This is a genomic window from Achromobacter sp. GQ309 (genome assembly GCF_059759315.1).
Genome location: NZ_JCAXDP010000005.1, coordinates 161,589 through 180,486 on the forward strand (window position 1 = coordinate 161,589; position 18,898 = coordinate 180,486).

Below are 18,898 nucleotides of genomic sequence, written 5' to 3' on the forward strand. Positions count from 1 at the left end.
ATGAAATTCGATACTCCCGCGACACAGAACCCGATCGATCAGCTCAAGGTCGTGGGCCAGCCCGTCGATCGCATCGATGGACCGCTCAAGACCAGCGGCCAGGCCCCTTACGCGTACGAGCACCACGACATCGCGCCGAATCCCGCGGTCGGCTACGTGGTGGGCGCGGGGATTGCCAAGGGCGCCATCACGGCCATCGATACCGAGCTTGCGAGCCGGGCGCCGGGTGTACTGGCCATCGTGACCGCGCAGAATGCCGGCAAGCTGGGCAAGGGCAAGATGAACACGGCCACGCTGCTGGGCGGTCCGGACATCCAGCACTATCACCAGGCGATTGCGTTGGTGGTGGCCAATACGTTCGAGCAGGCCCGCGCGGCCGCCAAACTGATTCGCGTACAGTACGTTCGGCGCGAGGGCGCCTTCGACCTGGCTGCGCAGAAGCGGGACCACGGCGACGCCGGAAAGCACATCCCGAAAACGGACGCGGGCGACTTCGACGCTGCGTTTGCCGCGGCGCCGGTCACGGTCGAACACACCTACACCACGCCCGACCAATCGCACGCGATGATGGAACCGCACGCCTCGCTTGCAGTCTGGAAGGGCGACAAGCTCACGATATGGACTTCCAATCAGATGATCGCCTGGGGGCGGTCCGATGTGGCCAGGACGCTGGGCATTCCCAAGGAGAATGTGCGCCTGATCTCGCCCTACATCGGCGGCGGCTTCGGCGGCAAGCTGTTCGTGCGGGCGGACGCCTTGCTGGCGGCGCTGGGCGCCCGAGCGGCCGGCAGGCCGGTCAAGGTGGCGTTGCCGCGTCCGCTGATCATCAACAACACGACGCACCGGCCCGCCACGATCCAGCGCATCCGGCTGGGCGCTGGGCGCGACGGCAAGCTGACGGCGATCTCGCATGAGAGCTGGTCCGGCGACCTGCCGGACGGCCAGCCCGAAGAGGCCGTGCAGCAGACCAAGCTGCTGTATGCCGGCGCCAACCAGCGCACCGCGCTGAACCTGATGACGCTGGATCTGCCTGAAGGCAATGCGATGCGCGCACCCGGCGAGGCGCCCGGCATGATGGCGCTGGAAATTGCCATCGACGAGATGGCGCAGGCGCTGGACATGGACCCCGTGCAATTTCGCGTACTCAACGACACGCAGGTGGATCCCACCGATCCGTCGCGGCCGTTCTCCCAGCGGCGTTTCGTCGAATGCCTGCAGACCGGCGCCCGGCATTTCGGCTGGGATAAGCGCGATCCCAAGCCCGGCGCGCGGCGCGAAGGACGTTGGCTCATCGGGCTGGGCGTGGCCAGCGCCTTTCGCAACAACCTGGTGACCAAGTCGGCCGCGCGCGTGCGGCTGGACGCGGCGGGGCGCGTCATCGTTGAGACCGACATGACCGACATCGGAACGGGCAGCTACACCATCATTGCGCAGACCGCCGCCGAGATGCTGGGCGTGCCGCTGTCCCGCGTGGTGGTGCGGCTAGGCGATTCGGCCTTTCCCGTATCCGCGGGCTCGGGCGGGCAGTGGGGCGCGAACAGTTCGACGGCGGGCGTGTATGCCGCCTGCGAAAAACTACGAACGCTGATCGTGGAGCGATTGGGATTCGACGCGCAGGGCGTGGTGTTCGCCAACGGCGCGGTCACGGATGCCAGCGGACGCAGCGCGCCCCTGACGCGCGCGGTGTCGGGCGGCGAGCTCATTGGTGAAGACGCCATCGAGTTCGGCGACCTGGACAAGAAATTCCAGCAGTCCACGTTCGGCGCGCACTTCGTGGAAGTGGCCGTGGACGCCGCCACCGGCGAGACCCGCGTGCGCCGCATGCTGGCGGTCTGCGCCGCAGGCCGCATCCTCAATCCCAAAACGGCGCGCAGTCAGGTCATTGGCGCGATGACGATGGGCGTGGGCGCGGCATTGATGGAGGAGCTGGCGGTTGACCATCGCGCGGGATTCTTCGTGAATCACGACCTGGCCAGCTACGAGGTCCCCGTCCATGCCGACATCCCGCGCCAAGAGGTCATCTTTCTGGACGAAGACGATCCGGTGTCTTCGCCCATGAAAGCCAAGGGCGTCGGAGAATTGGGGCTGTGCGGCGTGGCGGCGGCGATTGCCAATGCGGTGTACAACGCGACCGGCGTGCGCGTGCGGGATTATCCCGTGACACTGGACAAGCTGTTGGCGCAGATGCCGTCCGACGCGTGATGCGATGCCGCCGTGCGCTATGCTGGCGCGATGACAAAACACGACTATCAAGACGCGCTGCGCCGCATCCTGGACGCGCACACGGCGGCCGCCTTGCGCACGCTGGCCGGCATGTTCGCGCGATTGCCCGAGAAGGCGCGCGAAATCCAGTTCGGCATCTTTCCCGACCAGGGCGGCGAGGGGACTTTTTCGGTGGTGATCGGCCTGGAAGGGCCGGATCTGTATGTGCTTAACAAAGCCATCGAAGGGTACCGCGATCTCTTTGACGTCGTGCACGGCGAAGCGGGGTTGGAGCCGCCGGTGCCCATGTTCTCGAGCGAGCCGGCGTTCTGCGTGCAAGACGCGATCGCCGACGTGGCGGCCGATTGGGTTGAATCGCTATGGGAGCAAGGCGGCCGCCTCTTGTCGCCCGTGCCGGCGATGGTGTATGCCCAAGACGATTACGGTACCGACCTGCCGCGCGCATTGCCGGGGACATAAGCGGGTTTCGTTCAACACAGATCAAACAGTCCGGCCGTTTTTCGCCGGCGTGACATCAAGCCTATTTAGAATGCCGGCGGGCGCAGACCGCCCGGCGCGCGGCCATGCCGCGCGTCTCGAATCATTAATAGGCTTGATCACTCATGTACCGTCACTCCCGCTTGCGCAGCCGCATCGCGCAATCGCTCCATCGTCTTTGCGCGGTGTTGACTGTTCTTCTGCTGGCGGCGCTGCTTGCGCCGGCCGCGCACGCGCAGTCTTCGGCGCCGCTTCAGTGCGGACTGTACGAGTACGACGGCGGAAGGGGCCAGATGCGGGTGCTGAGTTCCAACCTCATCCGCAAGAGTGCGCTGAACGGTCCCGAGCTGCTTTACTACAAAATCGAAAACGGCAAGCTGGGCTTCTATAACCTGGACCTTGGCCTGGACGATGAATACAAGCTTTCCCCGGATGGCAAGTCGATCGACGTGGGCTTTGAAATGGTCTACGCGCTGAAGACCTCCGCGCCGTGCGCCGCGCCCACGGAACTGCCGCAGACCAAGGTCTGGCCGCTGTGCTGGAAGGCGGGCATGATGGAATGCCTGGACGCGTACAACGAGACGTCCGTCAAGGAACTGGAAAGCATGTGCGCAAGCGGCCTGCCGTTCGTGTGCAAGAAACTGCCGGACGCCTGGCGCGAAGCCGGCGGGCTGGAACCCGGCGAAGGCGGCCAGCCCGCGCCGCTGGGCGAGGCGGCGCACAAGACGCTGCAGGCCGCGTGCCTGAAGGGCATCTCCGCCAGCACGTGCACGCTGGCGGCCGAAGAAGCCTGGACCGCGGGCCGATACCTGGATGCCCGGCCCATGCTGGAACATGCGTGCGCGGCGCCGATCGCCAGTCCCGATGCGTGCACGCTGGCCGACAGCCTGGCGCCGCTGACCACCGAGGCGTTGGCGCAGGCCGCGCCGGCACAACTGCCGCAGGGCACCTTCAAGCGTCCGATCGGCACGTTGCGCAAACTGGTCTTCGGGGCGGATGGCGTGGTCAAGGACGACGGATCGCTGACCATGAAGGCGCGCCGGGAAGGCGGCCTGATCAAGATGCAGCACAACCAGCGCGGGGACTTCGTCCTCAAGCCGCTGGGTGACCGCTTGCTGCTCGGGGTCGATGACTGGAATCGTCTGGCGCTATTCGTGCGCGCTGACAATTAAAGCCTGTCGCCATCACCCCGGCAGGCGGCGTAGCTGCAGCTTGCCGGTGGCGAAGGCGAATTCGTACGCGTACACGGCGTCGATGGCGTAGGCATCGGGGCCGTGCGGTGCGTCTTCCGCGACGATGCCGCGCAGCACAGTGCGCCCGTCGACGCGGTCCAGCACGGCGTAGGCCGTGTGGCCTTGGCGCAGACCGGCGTCGCGCAACCGGTCTGCGATGCGATACGCCTGCAATACGTTCATACGCGGCTGCACATAGATGCCGTGGCGCGCTTTGAAGTGATTGTCGGCGCGCAGCGTGGCGATGGCCGTATAGCAGGCCTCGCGCAGGCTCGCTTGCCGCTCAGTCACGATATGCGGCGCGGGCAGGGCGGTGGCATCGACCATCCACCATGCGTCGGCCCCGTCTTCCAGGCTTTGCAGGAAGGTTGCCGGCTCGCCGCCGATGAACTCGATCCGCCCGTGATAGCCCTTGTCGAGCACTGCCCGATACTCGGCGCGTTGCGTTGCGGGGAGCAGGCTGATCGTCGGTTCCGGGGCAAGACCGGCGTGCGCAATGCGGCCCAACGCCCGCCACGCCGCGTCGTCCAGCATGGCGCTGTCCTGGCGCAACGCATCCATATCCGCAAAGACCGCCACCCTCCAGCGTGCGCTGCCGTAGATGGACGTCGCCTGCAACGAGAACGCATCGCCCTGCAAGCCCAGCGCCTGCAATTGCGCCAACGCCGCCTTTTGCCGCGCCACGTGCCGGTCTTTTTCCTGACGCGCGGCGTCGATGCGGCCGGTCAGCGTGGCCAGCCCCTCGTCCGGTCCCAGCCGCACCATGAATTGCTCGGTGTCGATGCGGTCCTGCAGATAGATGCCGTATACGCCGTTCCAGCGGGCCAGCGGCGCCGAGGGCCGCAGCGGACGCATGCTGACGATGTGCAGGTCGGCGCCGTAGTGGTCCGTGATCGTGCGTTCGACGTCGCGTATCGGGCCTTTGCCGGTGCAGGCGCCCAGCAATGCGGTGAACAGGCACGCAATTGCCGTCAGCCGCTTTCTTGTGTTTGTCATCGGGACTTTCGTGGCTGGCGCCCGGGCGGGCGCCGCTCGGCTGCAAAGAGCGCGAGTGTAACGAACCGGGCGACGGTGGCACGGCTTTCGCCGCAGTACGCATTGATGGCGGACAAGCCGGTGGGGTATCCAGTCCCCGCCCAGGGGAGCGAAACATTCGCAACAACGTTTTACGGCGTGCGGGGCACGCACGCCCCGTAGTCTCGCCAAGATGCATCGTCTGGCCTGCCACCATGTGTTTCAGCTGCCAAACCGGATGTTGCGATCCGTATGCAACCCGGTAGGATGCGCGCACATTGCTCCAGTCCATTTCCACCGAGGATCGATCCCATGTCCCTGCCGCGCCCGCAACTTGCTCTTTGTGCCCTGATGCTCGCCCTGACCCTGTCGGGCTGCGTCACGATCCCGGATTCGAACGGCGCGGGCACCGCAGACGACAAGCGTTATGGGCAACTGGTCGATCTGATCGGCGAGGCGATGAAGGACGGCATGGCGGTGGTGTTGGTTGCGGACCTGATGCCGCACGCCACGTTGAAGGACGCCATGAAGATGACGACGTGGACCGGCAATACCGTCTGGATGTTCGAGCCCGATCCGCGCATCACGTTCGGGCGCAAGTTCCAGAACAACTCGCTGCAACGCGACAAGGACACGACGTACCTGTTCAAGGCCTTCGAGGTCCACATCCTGCCGCCTGGCAAGTACCTGCTGACGGGCGGGGACGACTACAAACTCAATGCCAGGCTGGACGACATCGGCGCGCGCGCCGGCGCGGTGGGCTCGGGCCGTGGCGCCAATGGCACCACCTATCTGTCGCCGGAGCTGTATCGCGAGTTCTACAAAGAGACCAACTGGCACGAAGGCACGACGGGCAGCCAGACGCGAACCGAAAAGGTCTGCACGGCCGTGCACCGCGCATCGGGCGCCTGCGTGGCCTGGGGCGAGCAGCAGGTCACCGAGACCACGCCCGGATCGCGTGCCGGCTACTACGAAGACACCACGTCGCGCGACATCCCCGCCATCAAGGTGCAGTCGCGCGTGGTGCCCAAGCTGGCGCTGGCCAGCTTCACGCTCAAGGGCGGCGACCTGGTGCTGAGCCAGCGCATGCACATGAGGACGCCCAGCTACAAGTTCAAGCAGTCCGCGTGCCGCGCAGTCGATCCGAAGATGATCGAATGCCCGCTGGAGGACTTCACGGTGTACACGTGGCCGGCGCCGATGGACTTCGCGCAGAAGTACTTCGCGCAGCGCACGAACCTGACCGACGCGCAGCGTGAGCTGCTGGCCAAGCTCAAGCCGATGCAGATCACGCCGTTGGGCAAGCAGGGCATGCAGGATCCGGTGTGGGGCGTGCCGCTGTCGCTGGGCAACCGGAAGTAGGCCGGATCGGTCCACAAGCTGCGGGCCGCTGGCCAAGTGCCGTGGCACCGCAGGGCATCCGTTTTCGCGCATAAGCGAATCGCGAAAATTTCATATTGAATGAGTTTGATTCTTAGTTATACTCGGACACATCTGTGCGGGCGGTCACGCCGTTCGTGCGATCTCCGGTCTACGTACCAATGCAGCGGGCGTTTCGGCTTCGGCGGAACGTTTCGGTACGCCGGCGGGCCGGCGCATAAAGACAATAAAAACCAGCGTTGACAGCATCACCCAAGCGCATTCCTCGAGCGACGACGCATCGACGGGTTGACCGTCGAACGTCCGCCGCGCCCGCCGTCCTTCGTACAGAACCTGGAGCACTGCATGCCTGTCCCCACCCGTCGCCGCAAGCTCGCGATCGCCTTGTCCGCCGCCCTGGGCGCGCCCACCGCTTTCGGCCCCTCCGCCTTCGCGCAGTCGTCCGGCGCCAATCCGCCGGTGCCTCAATTGCCCGCCGTCACCGTGACGGGCGCCAGCGAGAACAAGCCGGATGAAATGCCGCCGGTCTACGCGGGCGGCCAGATCGCGCGCGGCGCGCGGTTGGGCATGCTGGGCAATGTGGACATGATGAGCACGCCATTCAACGTGACGGCGTACACGTCGGAACTGGTGTTGAACCAGCAGGCGCGCAGCCTGGCGGACGTGATGGCGAACGATCCCGGCGTCGTCAGTGCGGGGCCATGGTTCTTCGACAACTTCAATATCCGCGGCTTTGTCGTCAACCGCGCGGAGATCGGTTTCAACGGCCTGTACGGCATCGCCAATTCCGAAGGCGTGCAGCTTGAAGGCTTGGAGCGCATCGAAGTTCTCAAGGGGCCGAGCACGCTGCTCAACGGCAGCGCGCCGCGCGGCACGGCGGGCGGCGCGATCAACCTGGTGCCCAAGCGGGCGGACGACACGCCGCTGACGCGTTTTACGACCAGCTATGTGGGCGACGCCAACCTGGGCGCCAATGTGGACATCGGCCGGCGCTTCGGCCAGGACAACAAGTTTGGCGTGCGGCTGAACGCGGCCTATCGCGACGGAGAAGGGTCGGTCGACAACGAGAAGCCGCGCGCCTCGAACGTGACGCTGGGGCTGGACTACCGTGGTGACCGGCTGCGCGCCAGCGCGGATCTGGGCGCCAGCAACCAGAAGGTCAGCGGCGCGCGGAACAATTATTTCGTCACGACCGCGTTTCCGCCGTCGGCGCCGCGCGGCGACATCAATCCGTATCCGTCGTGGTCGTACCAGGACAAGGATTATGCGTTCGCCATGGTGCGCGCCGAGTACGACCTGACCCGCAACTGGAGCATCGGCGGCGCGTTCGGTCTGGCCGAGACGACGCGCAAGGCCAATTCGCCGTGGGGCGTCATCATCAACGACGCCGGCGACCTGGATTTCACGGCGTTCGGGCTGAAGGAACGCAACAAGACGCGCAGCGGCGAGTTGAACACGCGCATCCAGTTCGACACCGGCCCCATCAAGCACAGCGCCGTGCTGGCCGTGACCGACTACGACTCGAAGGTCAGCGGCTATCAGCCGCAGTCGTCGTGGAACGAGTTCAGCAACATCTATCACCCGACCAGCCTGTCGGAGCCCGACAACTTCGGCCTGAACGGCACGATGGTGCCGCAGAACGACATGACGTTGCGCAGCTACGCCATCACCGACACGCTGTCGATGCTGGACGAGCGCGTGCTGCTGACGCTGGGCATGCGCCATCAGAAGATCGACGTGAATTCCTATGTCTGGAATACCGGCGTGTGGCAGTCCAACTACACCCGCAGCGCCAACACGCCGGCGGTAGGCCTCGTCGTCAAGCCGACCGACAAGCTTTCCCTCTACACCAACTACGTCGAGGCGCTGGCGCAGGGCGCCGTGGCGCCGGCCACCGCGGTGAACGCGGGAGAGGTGTTCGAACCGTTCGTATCCAAGCAGTTTGAAGTGGGCGCCAAGATGGACTGGGGCACGTTCTTCACGTCGCTGAGCGCCTTCCAGATCAAGCGGCCCAGCGGGTTCCTGGGCGCGGACAACGTGTATCGCCTGGCGGGCGAGCAGCGCAATCGCGGGCTGGAATTGTCCGTCGCTGGCGAGGCTGCGCGCGGCCTGCGGCTGCTGGCCGGCGTGGCGTGGACGCGTGCCATTCTGACCGAAACCCCGGGCGGTGAATTCAACGGCGCCAAGGCGTCGGGCGTGCCGACGTGGTCGGTCAAGCTGGGCGCGGAATACGACATCGCGCAGGTCCCCGGGCTGACCGCGACAGCGCGCATGATCTACACCTCTTCCATCCCGTGGGATGCGGACAACAACGCAACCGTGCCGGCCTGGACGCGTTTCGACGTGGGCGCACGCTATGCAACCCGCATCGCCGACCGCAACGTGGTGTTCCGGGCGGCTGTGGAGAACGTGTTCAACCGCCGCTACTGGGATTCGTCGCCCGCGTACCAGATGGTCACGTCCGCCGCACCGCGCACGTACATGCTGTCGGCCAGCGTCGACTTCTGATGGCCGCAGGCCGGCATTGGCTGGGAGAGCGCCAGACCTGGGTCTGGCTGCACCGCTACGCCGGTCTGCTGACCGCGCTGTTCCTGACGGTGGCGGGGCTGACCGGCAGCATCCTGGCGTTTGGCCACGACATCGACGCGTGGCTCAATCCCGGTTTTCACCAGGCGCGTTCCACTGCGCCGCCGCTGGGCTTTGATGCGCTGGCGGCGCGCATCGAGGCATCGGATCCCGCGCTGCGTGTCGACTACGTGACGCACGATGGCACGCCCGGCCGCACGGCGCTGGCGTTCGTGTCGGCGCGGGCCGGACGTCCGCCGCTGAGCTATGACGAGGTGTACGTCGACCCGGGCACCGGTGAGATCCAGGGCAAGCGTTCGCGCCGGGCCTGTTGCCTGCAGGCCGAAAGCTTCGTCCCGTTCATGCTGCAGATCCATCACAGCCTGTATGTGCCGGGCTTGTGGGGGTGGTGGTTCATGGGCGGCATCGCGCTGATCTGGCTGGTGGACAGCTTTGTGGGCGTTTACCTGACGTTGCCGCGCGGCGGGCTGCGCATGGCGAAATGGAAGCCCGCATGGCTTATCAAGCGCGGCGCGGGAGCGTACCGGCTGAACCTGGACCTGCATCGCGCCTTTGGATTGTGGCTATGGCTGGCGCTGGTGCTGCTGGCGCTGAGCAGCGCCTACCTGAACCTGCGCGAAGAATTGTTCCGGCCGGCCTTGTCGGCCGTGTCGACGCTGACGCCGATTCCCACGGCCAGCACGCCGGCCGCGGGGTGCGATGCGCTGTCCGTAGTGGGCTTTGACGCCGTTCGCGCCCGCGCCAACGCGTATGCTGAGGCGCAGGGGTGGCCGCAGCGCGTAAGCGGCGTCAGCCACTTCAGCGAACTGGGCTTGTACCTGGCGCTGCTGTGGCCGTCGCATCACGACCGGGGGCAAGGCCTGGGATCGCCCATGCTGTACTACGACGCGCACACCGGCGCGCGGGTGGGGGTGACGCAACCCGGCCACGGCACCGCGGCCGACGTCTTCACGCAGATGCAGTTTCCGCTGCACAGCGGCCAGATCGGCGGGCTTGCCGGCCGGATCGTGGTCTGCGCGCTGGGGCTGGTCGTTGCGATGCTGAGCGTAACCGGCGTGGTGATCTGGTGGAAGAAGCGGCGGTCGCGGGAAGTCTCGGACCAGCGTGCGGGGCGCGGCTGACCAGGGCGACGCCCCAGCTGGCCGGATTGCTACCAATGTCGGATGGTCGTAGTCATTCCGGCTACTTGAGTGGCTGAAAAACTGCGCATAGATTGACCAAGGCCGATTTGCCGTTGTGCGAGTCGGCCGTATGGATGGTCCGCAGCAGAAAGTGTTCAGTGGTGCGTTTTCTCTGTCTTTGTCAGGGAGCCCATTCTTGGACGTCCACCTCCTTCGTGCAGGCCGGTGCGCCTCACGCACACGCCGTCTATCCCCGTTCGCGCCGCTCCATACCGCCGCCTCGTTTTGCGGCGGCGCACTGTCGTCCCTTTCCCCTCGTTTCCACTGACCTTGATCCACGGAGCGTGCCCGCCACATCGACACCGAACGCGCATTAGCTAGAAAAAACATCGTCGTGCATGTTGGAAGTCCCCTCAGTGAACTTCGCCAAACACATCCATTAGGAGCGACAACAATGAAGCTAACTCGCCGCAAACTGAACGCAGGGGGATTGGCCCTGCTGGCTGCAGGATCGCTGGGGCCGGCCTTCCGGGCCTCGGCCGCCGCCTCGGAAGGGCTGGTCGCCAATCTGCCTGAAGCCGATGACCGTTTCGTCCTGGCCACCGACGCCTACATCTACGCCTACCCGCTGGTGACCATGGAGATGACCCGCCGGGTGATCACCAACGTCGCCGAACCCAAGGGCACGCGCGCGCCGATGGGCCAACTCATCAAGTTGCGTCAGTACCCGGACGCCAAGTTCCGCGACGTGACGGCGCCAAACGCCGACACGCTGTACACCACGGCGTTTTTTGATGTGGGCGACGAACCCTGGGTCGTCAGCCTGCCCGACCTGAACGGCCGCTACGCGCTGTTTCCGCTGCTGGACGGCTGGACGACCGTGTTCGACGTGCCCGGCAAGCGCACGACTGGCACGGGCGCGCAGACCTTCATCGTGACGGGGCCGGGCTGGGAAGGAACGGTGCCGCAGGGCATGAAGCAGTGCAAGTCGCCGACAAGCATCGTCTGGCTGCTGGGCCGCATCTATTGCACGGGCACGCCCGAAGACTACGCCGAGGTGCACAAGCTACAGGACCAGGTGAAGCTTGCGCCGCTGAGCGGCTGGGGCAAGGACTGGAAGGCGCCGCAGGGCAAGGTCGATTCGGCCATCGACATGAAGACGCCGGTGCGCGACCAGGTCAACAACATGGATGCGACCGAGTATTTTTCGCTGTTCGCGCAACTGCTCAAGCGCAATCCCCCGACGGTGGCCGACGCGCCCATGGTCGAGAAACTGGCGACGATCGGCATCGTGCCGGGCCAGGATTTCGACAAGTCCAAATTGCCCGCCGATTTTGCCAAGCGTGTGCCGGAAACCGGCTTCGCACGCATCATGGCGCACTTCCGGTCCAACGATGGCGACATCCAGCACATCGATGGATGGGGCTTCACGACCAAGACCGGCATCTACGGCACCAACTATCTGCAGCGTGCGCTTATCACCGCGATCGGGCTGGGCGCGAACCGCCCGCAGGACGCGGTCTATCCGACCTCGTTGCGCTCGGCCAATGGCGCCATCCAGCGCGAATACAACGGCTCGGAAAAGTACGTCCTGACCTTCCGCAAGGGGCTGGCACCACCCGTGTCGGGATTCTGGTCGCTGACCATGTATGACCAGAACTACTTCTTCGTCGATAACCCGCTGAACCGCTATTCCATCAGCGAGCGCCAGCCGCTCAAGCGCAAGCCCGATGGGTCGATTGATCTGCTGATCCAGAACGAATCGCCGGGTCCGGAGATGGAGTCGAACTGGCTGCCGGCCCCCAAGGGCCGGTTCATTCTGATGATGCGTCTGTATTGGCCGAACGAAAGCGATCCTTCCATCATCAATGGCTCGTGGACGGTGCCGCCGGTGCGGCGCGTGAGCTGACGCGGTCATGGCGGCAGGGCGCGCCCAGGACCTTCCGGGGTGCGGCCCGCCTGTCTGCATACGCCTTCGGGCCGGAGGATACGCGATGAAAATGCACGTCTTTGCCTGTGCGGCATGCACCGCGCTGCATGCCGGAACCGCGTTTGCGGCCGAGCCGCAGACGGCACCCGCCGTCGACGCAGCAGTTTCCGACGAATGGAAGTTCTCGGTGTCGCCGTATTTATGGGCGCCGGCGCTGTCCGGGAAGATCACGCATCGGCGGCTACCGCCCGTCGACGTCGATGCGAGCTTCGACAAGATCTTCGACAACCTGGATTTCGCGGCCATGCTGATGGGCGATGCGCGCAAAGGCCGGTACAGCATCTTTGGCGACCTGCTGTACGTGAAGGTCGGCGCGCAAGGCGACACGCCGCGGGGAATTCTGGCCGACAGCGCGGACGTGAAGAACGAGTCGTTCACGGGCATGATCGGCGCGGGCTATTCCGTGCTGGACAGGTCAGAGCACAGCCTGGACGTGGTAGGCGGCCTGCGGGTCTGGTCGGTGGACAACAGCATTAGGTTCAATGGTCCGCTGACACGGGGCACAAAGCACAGCGACAGCGCGACGTGGGTGGACGCCATGGTGGGCGTTCGCGGCACCTACAACTTTCATTCCAGGGCCTATCTGACGGGCTGGGGCATGATCGGGGCAGGGGGCGCGCAGGCGGACTGGGACCTGGGGCTTGGCGTGGGCTACAACTTCAACAAGTCGGTGTCGGCCACAGTGGGATACCGCGCGATGGGCGTGGACTACGAACGCAACGGCTTCAAGTACGACGTGGTGTTGCAGGGGCCGATCGCGGGGGTGACGATCCGGTTTTGAACGACGTGCCCCGCAGTGGGTTCAGCGCAGGTCGGCCACGTTGACGGTGGTGGCGCCGCAGGCCTGCACCAGTTCAGGGTCGTGGCTGGCAAACAGCACGACGCGGTCTTGCGCCCAGCGCTTGAACACCTCAGCCAGCACGCCGCGCGCCTGGGCGTCCAGCCCGTTGCTGGGGCCGTCGGCCACGACGACCGCCGGATTGCCCAGCGCGGCGGCGGTCAGGTAGACCTTGCGACGCGTGCCGGTGGACATCTGCTCGAAACGCTTGTCCAGATGCGGCTCAAGACCAAGCTGGCGGGCCAGTTCCCATATCGAGTCGTCCAGCGTCACGCCTTTGGCTTGGGCCGCCTGTTCCAGCAGGCCGCGTCCCGTCTGCTCGGGAAACGCCATGCAATTGTCCGGCACCCAGGCCAGGCGGGACTGCGCAACTTGCGGCGCGTCGCGCAGCGAGTGGCCGTCGATGTGCACGTCGCCGCTGTCCGGCGCGAGGGCGCCGGCGATGATGTTCAGCAGGCTGGACTTGCCGGTGCTGTCTTCTTCGCACAGCGCCACGCAGCCCGGCGCAAAGGTATGCGTCAGTCCCTGGAACACGATGTAGTCGCCGTAGCGCTTGCTGAGATTGTCGATGCGTAGCATGCGGCAAGTGTACGAGAGGAACGCGTTCCGCGGCCACTGGAAGGCGAGGCCGTATTCGATCGGGTCGAGCAGGCCATGGGTTGTCGTGTCCGGACCCGGCCGTTAGCATCGGCGGCTACCCGCCAAAAAACCGGAGACTTCATGACTGCGCCCATTCCTGAATTCACCCATGCCGTCGTAACGCGCGACGCACGCGGCGTCTATACCCTGCAGATCCACGATGCCAAGAGCCTGAACATCCTGGCGTCGGCCGTCACACTGAGCCTGACCGAGGCGGCGCGCTGGATCGCGGCGCAGGATGACGCGCGCGCCGTGGTGATCCGCGGGACGGGCGAGAAGGCCTTCGTGGGTGGGGCAAATATTCATGAAATGGCCGAGCTGGACCCGCCCGGCGCACGTGCCTTCATCACGCGGCTGCGCGACCTCTGCGATGCGGTGGCGGACATTCTCGTGCCGACCATTGCCCGGTTGCCCGGCTTTTGCCTCGGCGCCGGCATGGAGCTGGCGGCCGCCTGCGACATCCGGCTGGGGTCGGCGGACGGCGTGTTTGGTATGCCGGAGGTGCGCGTCGGGATTCCCTCGGTGATCCATGCGCTGTTGTTGCCTGCGTTGATCGGCCAGGGCCGGACCAATTGGCTGCTGCTTACCGGCGAAACGGTGGACGCGGCGCAGGCGCGGGATTGGGGGTTTCTGGAGTTCCTATGCGAGCCCGGAGGGCTGGACGCGCTGGTCGAACAGACCGTGGCGCCGATTGCCGCCAGCGGCCCGCGTGCCGTGCGGTCGCAGAAGGCCTTGCTGCGTTACTGGGCGGAATCGTCGATTCAGGCCGGTTTGGACCGTAGCGTCGAGGCCTTTGGTGAAGCCTTCACCACCGACGAGCCGCGCCGGTGCATGGCGCCGTTTCTGGCGCGCAAACGGCATCGCTAGGCAAGAAGACGGTGCGCTGCAACCGGCCCCGCAGGACGCGCGCCGCGGTGCGTGCGCAAGAGGGTTTCGCGCATTCAGACAGGAACGCCATGTGCTGACGTTCAAGGATGTCACGGCACAAGGAGCCGACATGATTGCCGAAACGAACGAAATGGAATGCTGTATCGATAGCTGTCTGACCTGCTATCGCACGTGCGTAAAGACCGCAATGACTCATTGCCTGGAGGTGGGGGGCGAGCACGTTGAAATGGCGTCTTCAGCGATCGGGAAGACGGGTACGCAATGACAAGCCCCGCAAACGGGGCCTGCCTCAGATCACTTCCGGAGATGCTCGCGCACGGCCGTGGCGGATGGCCCGACCGCTTTCACGGCGTCGCGCAGTTGGGCTTCGCTGACGCCGAGCGCCTGGGTCCAGTAGCGCAGCTCATGCGGTTCATTGACGTTGATCCGGGAACGGTCCTGGGGACCGCGTTTGCTCAGGTCGTCTGACATGTTTCTATCCTCCGGGTTGAGACGCCCCGGAGGTCAGCAAGCGTCATGCCCGCGCCCAGCGGGCATTTTTGTCATTGCACGCGGGTCGGCGTCGCCACGCGTGAGGTCTGGGCGGGCATGCGCTCGACCGTCAGCGCAGCCGGTTCAGCCGTGGATGGCCGGACCACGACGGCCTTGTTTGCGCTGGCGGCGCCCAGATTGGGCAGATCGGCAGGCCGTGCGGCCACTGCCGTGAACGGGCCGCCGCCGCTGGCCGGAACGCCGTCCAGCGTCAGGTTGGCAGCCCAGACGCCACGTTGGCGCGACAGCACCTGGTAGCGCTGCGGTGCGCCGGCGGCGCGTGCAACCAGATACAGCGTGCCGTCGACCAGGCTGATGGCGGGTGGCGATGCGGCTTCGGCGTCCAGCTTGCCAAGCTTGCCGTGTTCAAGCAGCCAGAGCTGTCCGCCCGCGCGCTCCAGGATCGCGAGCACGACGTTGCCGGCGTTGTCGGCGTGGATGGCGGGGCGGCCGATGTAGGGCACGCCCAAGTCGGCCGGCGCGCTCCAGTCCATGTTCAGGTCGGTGGTGTCGCCGGCTTCGACCAGCTTGGTCAGGTGGTTGTTGGCGCGCTGGCGGAAGTAAAGCTCGACGCGGTCTTCGTGGTTGCGGATGGCGGCCAGTCCGCCGGCCGCTTCCGGCGCGGCGACGTGGCGCCAGCCTTGCCATTCCGACCGTTGGCCCTTGGCGGCCGGGAGCTGGCGGGTATAGAAGAGTTCGCCTTTGGCGGCGATCGCAAACACGACGTAACGTCCATCCGAACCGCGCGCCGCGGCCGGTGAGCCCGATGCGCCTTCCAGCGGCGGCAGCGCCTGCCAGGTGCTCCAGCTGCCATCGATGCCGGACGGCGTGATCCAGTGCAGCACGCCGTCATAACCCAGCGCGACGGCGGCGGCCTCGCCGCGCGGCGCGACGGCGGGGATCTGCGTGACGCGCAGGCCGCCGAGCGCCTGCCACCCCTGCCAGGTGCCGTCATGGCGCTGTTTGTTGGCCCAGACGCCGCCCAGCGGGTCGCGCGCCATCAGGCCGGCCGTGCCGTCGGCGTGGGCAAACGACACCACGGGGCCGGTGGTCCGGCCGCCCAGGCTGTGCCAGCGCTTTTCGCCGGAATCCCAGCTGTTCACGGCGGCGTTGGTCTCGCCCGCGGCAAACACGACGAGTCCGCCGCGTCCGTCGGGGTAAACCTGCGGGGCAACGTCGTGCCGGGATACGTAGTAGGCGCGCTGCACCCACGCGGCGGCAGGTCCGGCGGGTTCCTGGCAGCCCTTGGGGCCGGCGCAATAGTGGTAGTCGTTCCAGGCGTAGTGCTGGAAGATCACCGACTTGCTGGCGATTTCCGACTCGGCCAGATTGGTGGCGCGTTCCTGGCTGGGGTAATCGATATAGCCGGTCTCGGCATAGTTGCCGGGCGCCCGCAGCATGGCTTCGCGCGCCAGCCGGGCGCTGGCGATGTGGTCGGGGTGGCCGTGGCCCGCGCAGCGCCAGCACAGCTGGGTGTACGGCACGCTGATCGTGTCGTCCAGGTGCCGTACGGTGGTGGGGCCGTACTGGCGGATCATTTCGGCCAGCGTGTCCACAAGCTGCTCGCGCGTGTAGACCTCGGCGTGCGGGCCCAGCGTGTCCACGCTTTGGTTGGGTTCGGACTCCGTGCGGCTCAGCGGCGTCAGGCTGCCCCAGCCCTTGCCCAGCCAGGGATCCTTCAGGCGCATGTGCCACAGCTGCACGCGCGGGTTGCCGGTCAGCGTGAAGCGCGCAATCTGGCGGCCCGCGACGATGCCGGTGTCTTCCTTCCATGCGTCGGGCTGATGCGCCATGTAGGCGTAAGCGGCGCGCACGCCGCGCTCGCGACCCAGCATGTAGCCTTCGCCTTCGCCAGCGTCGCTGGCGGTCAGGTAGACCAGGCGCACGCAGCCGCCGGCCTCGATGTTCGAGGCGACGTCCGGATTCATGAAGAGCAGGTCATCATCCAGATGGGCAACGAAGGCCAGGTCCTTGATGCCGTGGCATTCGGCCAGCGTCGGTGGCGCGGCCAAGGCGTGGGTGGAGAAGAGGGCTGCGGCCAGGCAGCAAAGCGCTTGGCACAGCGGGCGCAGCAGGGCAGTAAAAACGGGCATAAAAAAAGCGCTGCATGTTGGAGGTGCAGCGCGTCTTGTGGGTGGTAAAGAGTGCGGAAAGTATAGCTGCGGCGCGGCCGCGGGCTGCAATAGGCGCTTGCCCGGTGTGGCGTCGGGCCGACGTTTTGCAATGCGATAAATGGGGACGTCCGAATGGCGTCCCCCATTCATTCAACGCGCCGATTCGGTGCTGACCACCAGCTTGTCCGCCCGCGCCGAGCGCGTCCGGCGTTCCAGCATCACCGCCCACAGCCACAACGGCATGCTGGCGATGGCGAGCAGGCTGCCGACCCAGCCGGTCGACGTCCATCCGAACCCGGCGGCAATCGCGAGTCCGCCCAGGAACGGCCCGAGCGCGTTGGCGGTGTTGAACGCGGAATGGTTGAGTGCCGCGGCCAGCCCCTGCGCGTCGCCCGACACGTCCATCAGGCGCGTCTGCAACACGGTGCCCAGCGCGCCGCCCACGCCCACGAGAAACACGTTCAGCGTGATCAGCCACACGTTGTGCGCCATGAACGGAAACAGGGCCAGCACCACGGCAGACCACAGCAGCAACAGGCCGGCCGTGCGCATGACGGCGCGATCGGCAAACACGGGCACGACCATGTTGCCCACCGTCAGGCCGACGCCGAAGGCGCTCAGCACCAGCGGCACCGTGGCGGGAGAGACCTGCGTGACGGCGGTCAGCGTGTCCGCCAGGTAGGTGTAAATGGAGAACAGCCCGCCGAACCCGACCGCGCCGATGGCCAGTGTGATCCACACCTGGCCGCGGCCCAGCGCGCTCAGTTCGCGCAGCGGGCTGGCGTGCGGATCGGCGGCCGTGTCCGGGGCATAGGCGCGCACGCTCAGCATGGTCAGCACCGCCAGCAGCGACACCAGGCCGAAGCTCCAGCGCCAGCCGATGACCTGACCCAGCCAGTTGGCCAGCGGCACGCCGACGATGGTGGCGACGGTCAGGCCCAGGAACACGCGGCCCACGGCCACGGTCCGCCGGTTGGCGGGCACCATGGAACTGGCCACCAGCGAGGCGATGCCGAAGTAGGCGCCATGCGGCAGGCCGCTAAGAAAGCGGAAGAACAGCATCCAGTGGTAGTTCGGCGCAATGGCGCTCAGGCCGTTGCCGATGGCGAACAGGCCCATCAGTGCGATCAGGAGCCGGCGGCGCGGCATGCGGGCGCCCAGCACGGCAAGGATGGGCGCGCCAACCACGACGCCCAGCGCATACGCGCTGATCACATGGCCGGCGGTGGGGGCGTCAATGCCCAGCGACTGCGAGAAGTAGGGAAGCAGGCTCATCGTCGCGAATTCGGTGGTGCCGATCGCGAAGCTGCCGATGGCTAGCGCCAGCAGCACCAGGGCGGGCCGGTGCTGCGCGGAAATGGGATGGGACATGAAGACTGGAAGGAGAGGATTGCGGAATGCTGCGATGCAACAGGGGCATTGTAGAGGGCCGAACCTGTCATTTGCATGTCGGGTTGTCTTGCCGTCGTCACTGGATGTGAGCCGCGGCAGGGCGCAACGTGCCGTGGCGCCCGCGCGATGACCTTCGCGCTTCTTGATATTTGTTCGTTTGCAGGCCCCAACAATAAAAAAGCTTCGATGGTTACGTGGTCGGACGGTCGGTAGTTTGAGAGAGAAAACCTCTCCCTCAATCAATCAGGTGAATTGCTTGAACGGACCTTTTTCGACAACGAACGCGCATCGGCGCGGGGTGGACACGCTATGGACCTCATCATTTCAACCGTTCGCAACGTAAAGGCAACCGTCTGCAAGGCAGAAAGAAACGCAAGCAACGCAACCTTGAATAGATGCACGGCAACGGCACCTGCCGAGTCCGCAGTTGGCCGAATTCTCCGCAAGCCGCGAAAGGAGCGCCTGGCCGCATC

The 18,898-nt window shown here is 65.9% G+C and carries 14 protein-coding genes; 9 read left to right on the forward strand and 5 right to left on the reverse strand.

All coding sequences use genetic code 11. The annotated features are described in order from the left end of the window. The 3 genes from paoC (at position 1) to AC6CIE_RS17005 (ending at position 3,872) form a co-directional block, all read left to right on the forward strand. Entirely contained in the window at positions 1-2,202 is a 2,202-nt protein-coding gene (gene paoC / locus AC6CIE_RS16995; protein ID WP_498093031.1) for an aldehyde oxidoreductase molybdenum-binding subunit PaoC, read from the forward strand. A 30-nt stretch (positions 2,203-2,232) separates the two neighbouring features. Next, on the forward strand, positions 2,233-2,682 hold the full coding sequence (locus tag AC6CIE_RS17000) for a DUF6389 family protein (protein ID WP_498093033.1): 450 nt from the start codon (positions 2,233-2,235) through the stop codon (positions 2,680-2,682). A 143-nt stretch (positions 2,683-2,825) separates the two neighbouring features. After that, complete coding sequence (locus AC6CIE_RS17005; RefSeq protein ID WP_498093035.1) at positions 2,826-3,872, forward strand: hypothetical protein; 1,047 nt, start codon at positions 2,826-2,828, stop codon at positions 3,870-3,872. Positions 3,873-3,884: 12 nt separating this feature from the next. Here AC6CIE_RS17005 and AC6CIE_RS17010 read toward each other — a convergent pair whose 3' ends face one another. Continuing rightward, on the reverse strand, positions 3,885-4,928 hold the full coding sequence (locus AC6CIE_RS17010; RefSeq protein WP_498093037.1) for a hypothetical protein: 1,044 nt from the start codon (positions 4,926-4,928) through the stop codon (positions 3,885-3,887). A 330-nt stretch (positions 4,929-5,258) separates the two neighbouring features. On the opposite strand from AC6CIE_RS17010, the gene AC6CIE_RS17015 reads away from it, so the two are divergent. The 5 genes from AC6CIE_RS17015 to AC6CIE_RS17035 all read left to right on the forward strand — a co-directional run bounded on the left by AC6CIE_RS17015 (position 5,259) and on the right by AC6CIE_RS17035 (position 12,804). Next, positions 5,259-6,308, forward strand: coding sequence for a hypothetical protein (locus AC6CIE_RS17015; protein ID WP_498093039.1), 1,050 nt, complete (start codon positions 5,259-5,261; stop codon positions 6,306-6,308). Positions 6,309-6,671: 363 nt separating this feature from the next. Beyond that, positions 6,672-8,834, forward strand: a complete 2,163-nt coding sequence (locus tag AC6CIE_RS17020; protein WP_498093041.1) for a TonB-dependent receptor — start codon at positions 6,672-6,674, stop codon at positions 8,832-8,834. Further along, positions 8,834-10,033: a PepSY-associated TM helix domain-containing protein gene (locus AC6CIE_RS17025; protein ID WP_239214704.1), complete on the forward strand. Its 1,200-nt coding sequence runs from the start codon at positions 8,834-8,836 to the stop codon at positions 10,031-10,033. Before AC6CIE_RS17020 ends, AC6CIE_RS17025 begins: the two co-directional genes overlap by 1 nt. 454 nt (positions 10,034-10,487) lie before the next feature. Then, entirely contained in the window at positions 10,488-11,942 is a 1,455-nt protein-coding gene (locus tag AC6CIE_RS17030; RefSeq protein ID WP_286937487.1) for a DUF1254 domain-containing protein, read from the forward strand. Positions 11,943-12,027: 85 nt separating this feature from the next. Next, on the forward strand, positions 12,028-12,804 hold the full coding sequence (locus AC6CIE_RS17035) for a hypothetical protein (RefSeq protein WP_498093043.1): 777 nt from the start codon (positions 12,028-12,030) through the stop codon (positions 12,802-12,804). Positions 12,805-12,825: 21 nt separating this feature from the next. Here the strand turns inward: AC6CIE_RS17035 and AC6CIE_RS17040 are convergent, their stop codons facing one another. Then, on the reverse strand, positions 12,826-13,440 hold the full coding sequence (locus tag AC6CIE_RS17040; protein ID WP_175184512.1) for an ABC transporter ATP-binding protein: 615 nt from the start codon (positions 13,438-13,440) through the stop codon (positions 12,826-12,828). Between the two features lie 141 nt (positions 13,441-13,581). Here AC6CIE_RS17040 and AC6CIE_RS17045 point away from each other — a divergent pair, with 141 nt between their 5' ends. Then, positions 13,582-14,367 carry an enoyl-CoA hydratase gene (locus AC6CIE_RS17045; RefSeq protein WP_498093045.1) on the forward strand — a complete coding sequence of 262 codons (786 nt, stop codon included), beginning with the start codon at positions 13,582-13,584 and terminating at the stop codon, positions 14,365-14,367. 315 nt (positions 14,368-14,682) lie between these two features. Here the strand turns inward: AC6CIE_RS17045 and AC6CIE_RS17050 are convergent, their stop codons facing one another. The 3 genes from AC6CIE_RS17050 to AC6CIE_RS17060 form a co-directional block, all read right to left on the reverse strand. Further along, positions 14,683-14,859 carry a DUF3606 domain-containing protein gene (locus AC6CIE_RS17050; RefSeq protein ID WP_175184510.1) on the reverse strand — a complete coding sequence of 59 codons (177 nt, stop codon included), beginning with the start codon at positions 14,857-14,859 and terminating at the stop codon, positions 14,683-14,685. A gap of 71 nt (positions 14,860-14,930) precedes the next feature. Continuing rightward, positions 14,931-17,012: a DUF8189 domain-containing protein gene (locus AC6CIE_RS17055; RefSeq protein ID WP_498093047.1), complete on the reverse strand. Its 2,082-nt coding sequence runs from the start codon at positions 17,010-17,012 to the stop codon at positions 14,931-14,933. A 171-nt stretch (positions 17,013-17,183) separates the two neighbouring features. After that, a complete protein-coding gene (locus AC6CIE_RS17060) occupies positions 17,184-18,404 on the reverse strand; it encodes an MFS transporter (protein ID WP_175122702.1) in 1,221 nt (406 codons plus the stop codon). Between the last annotated feature and the right edge of the window lie 494 nt (positions 18,405-18,898).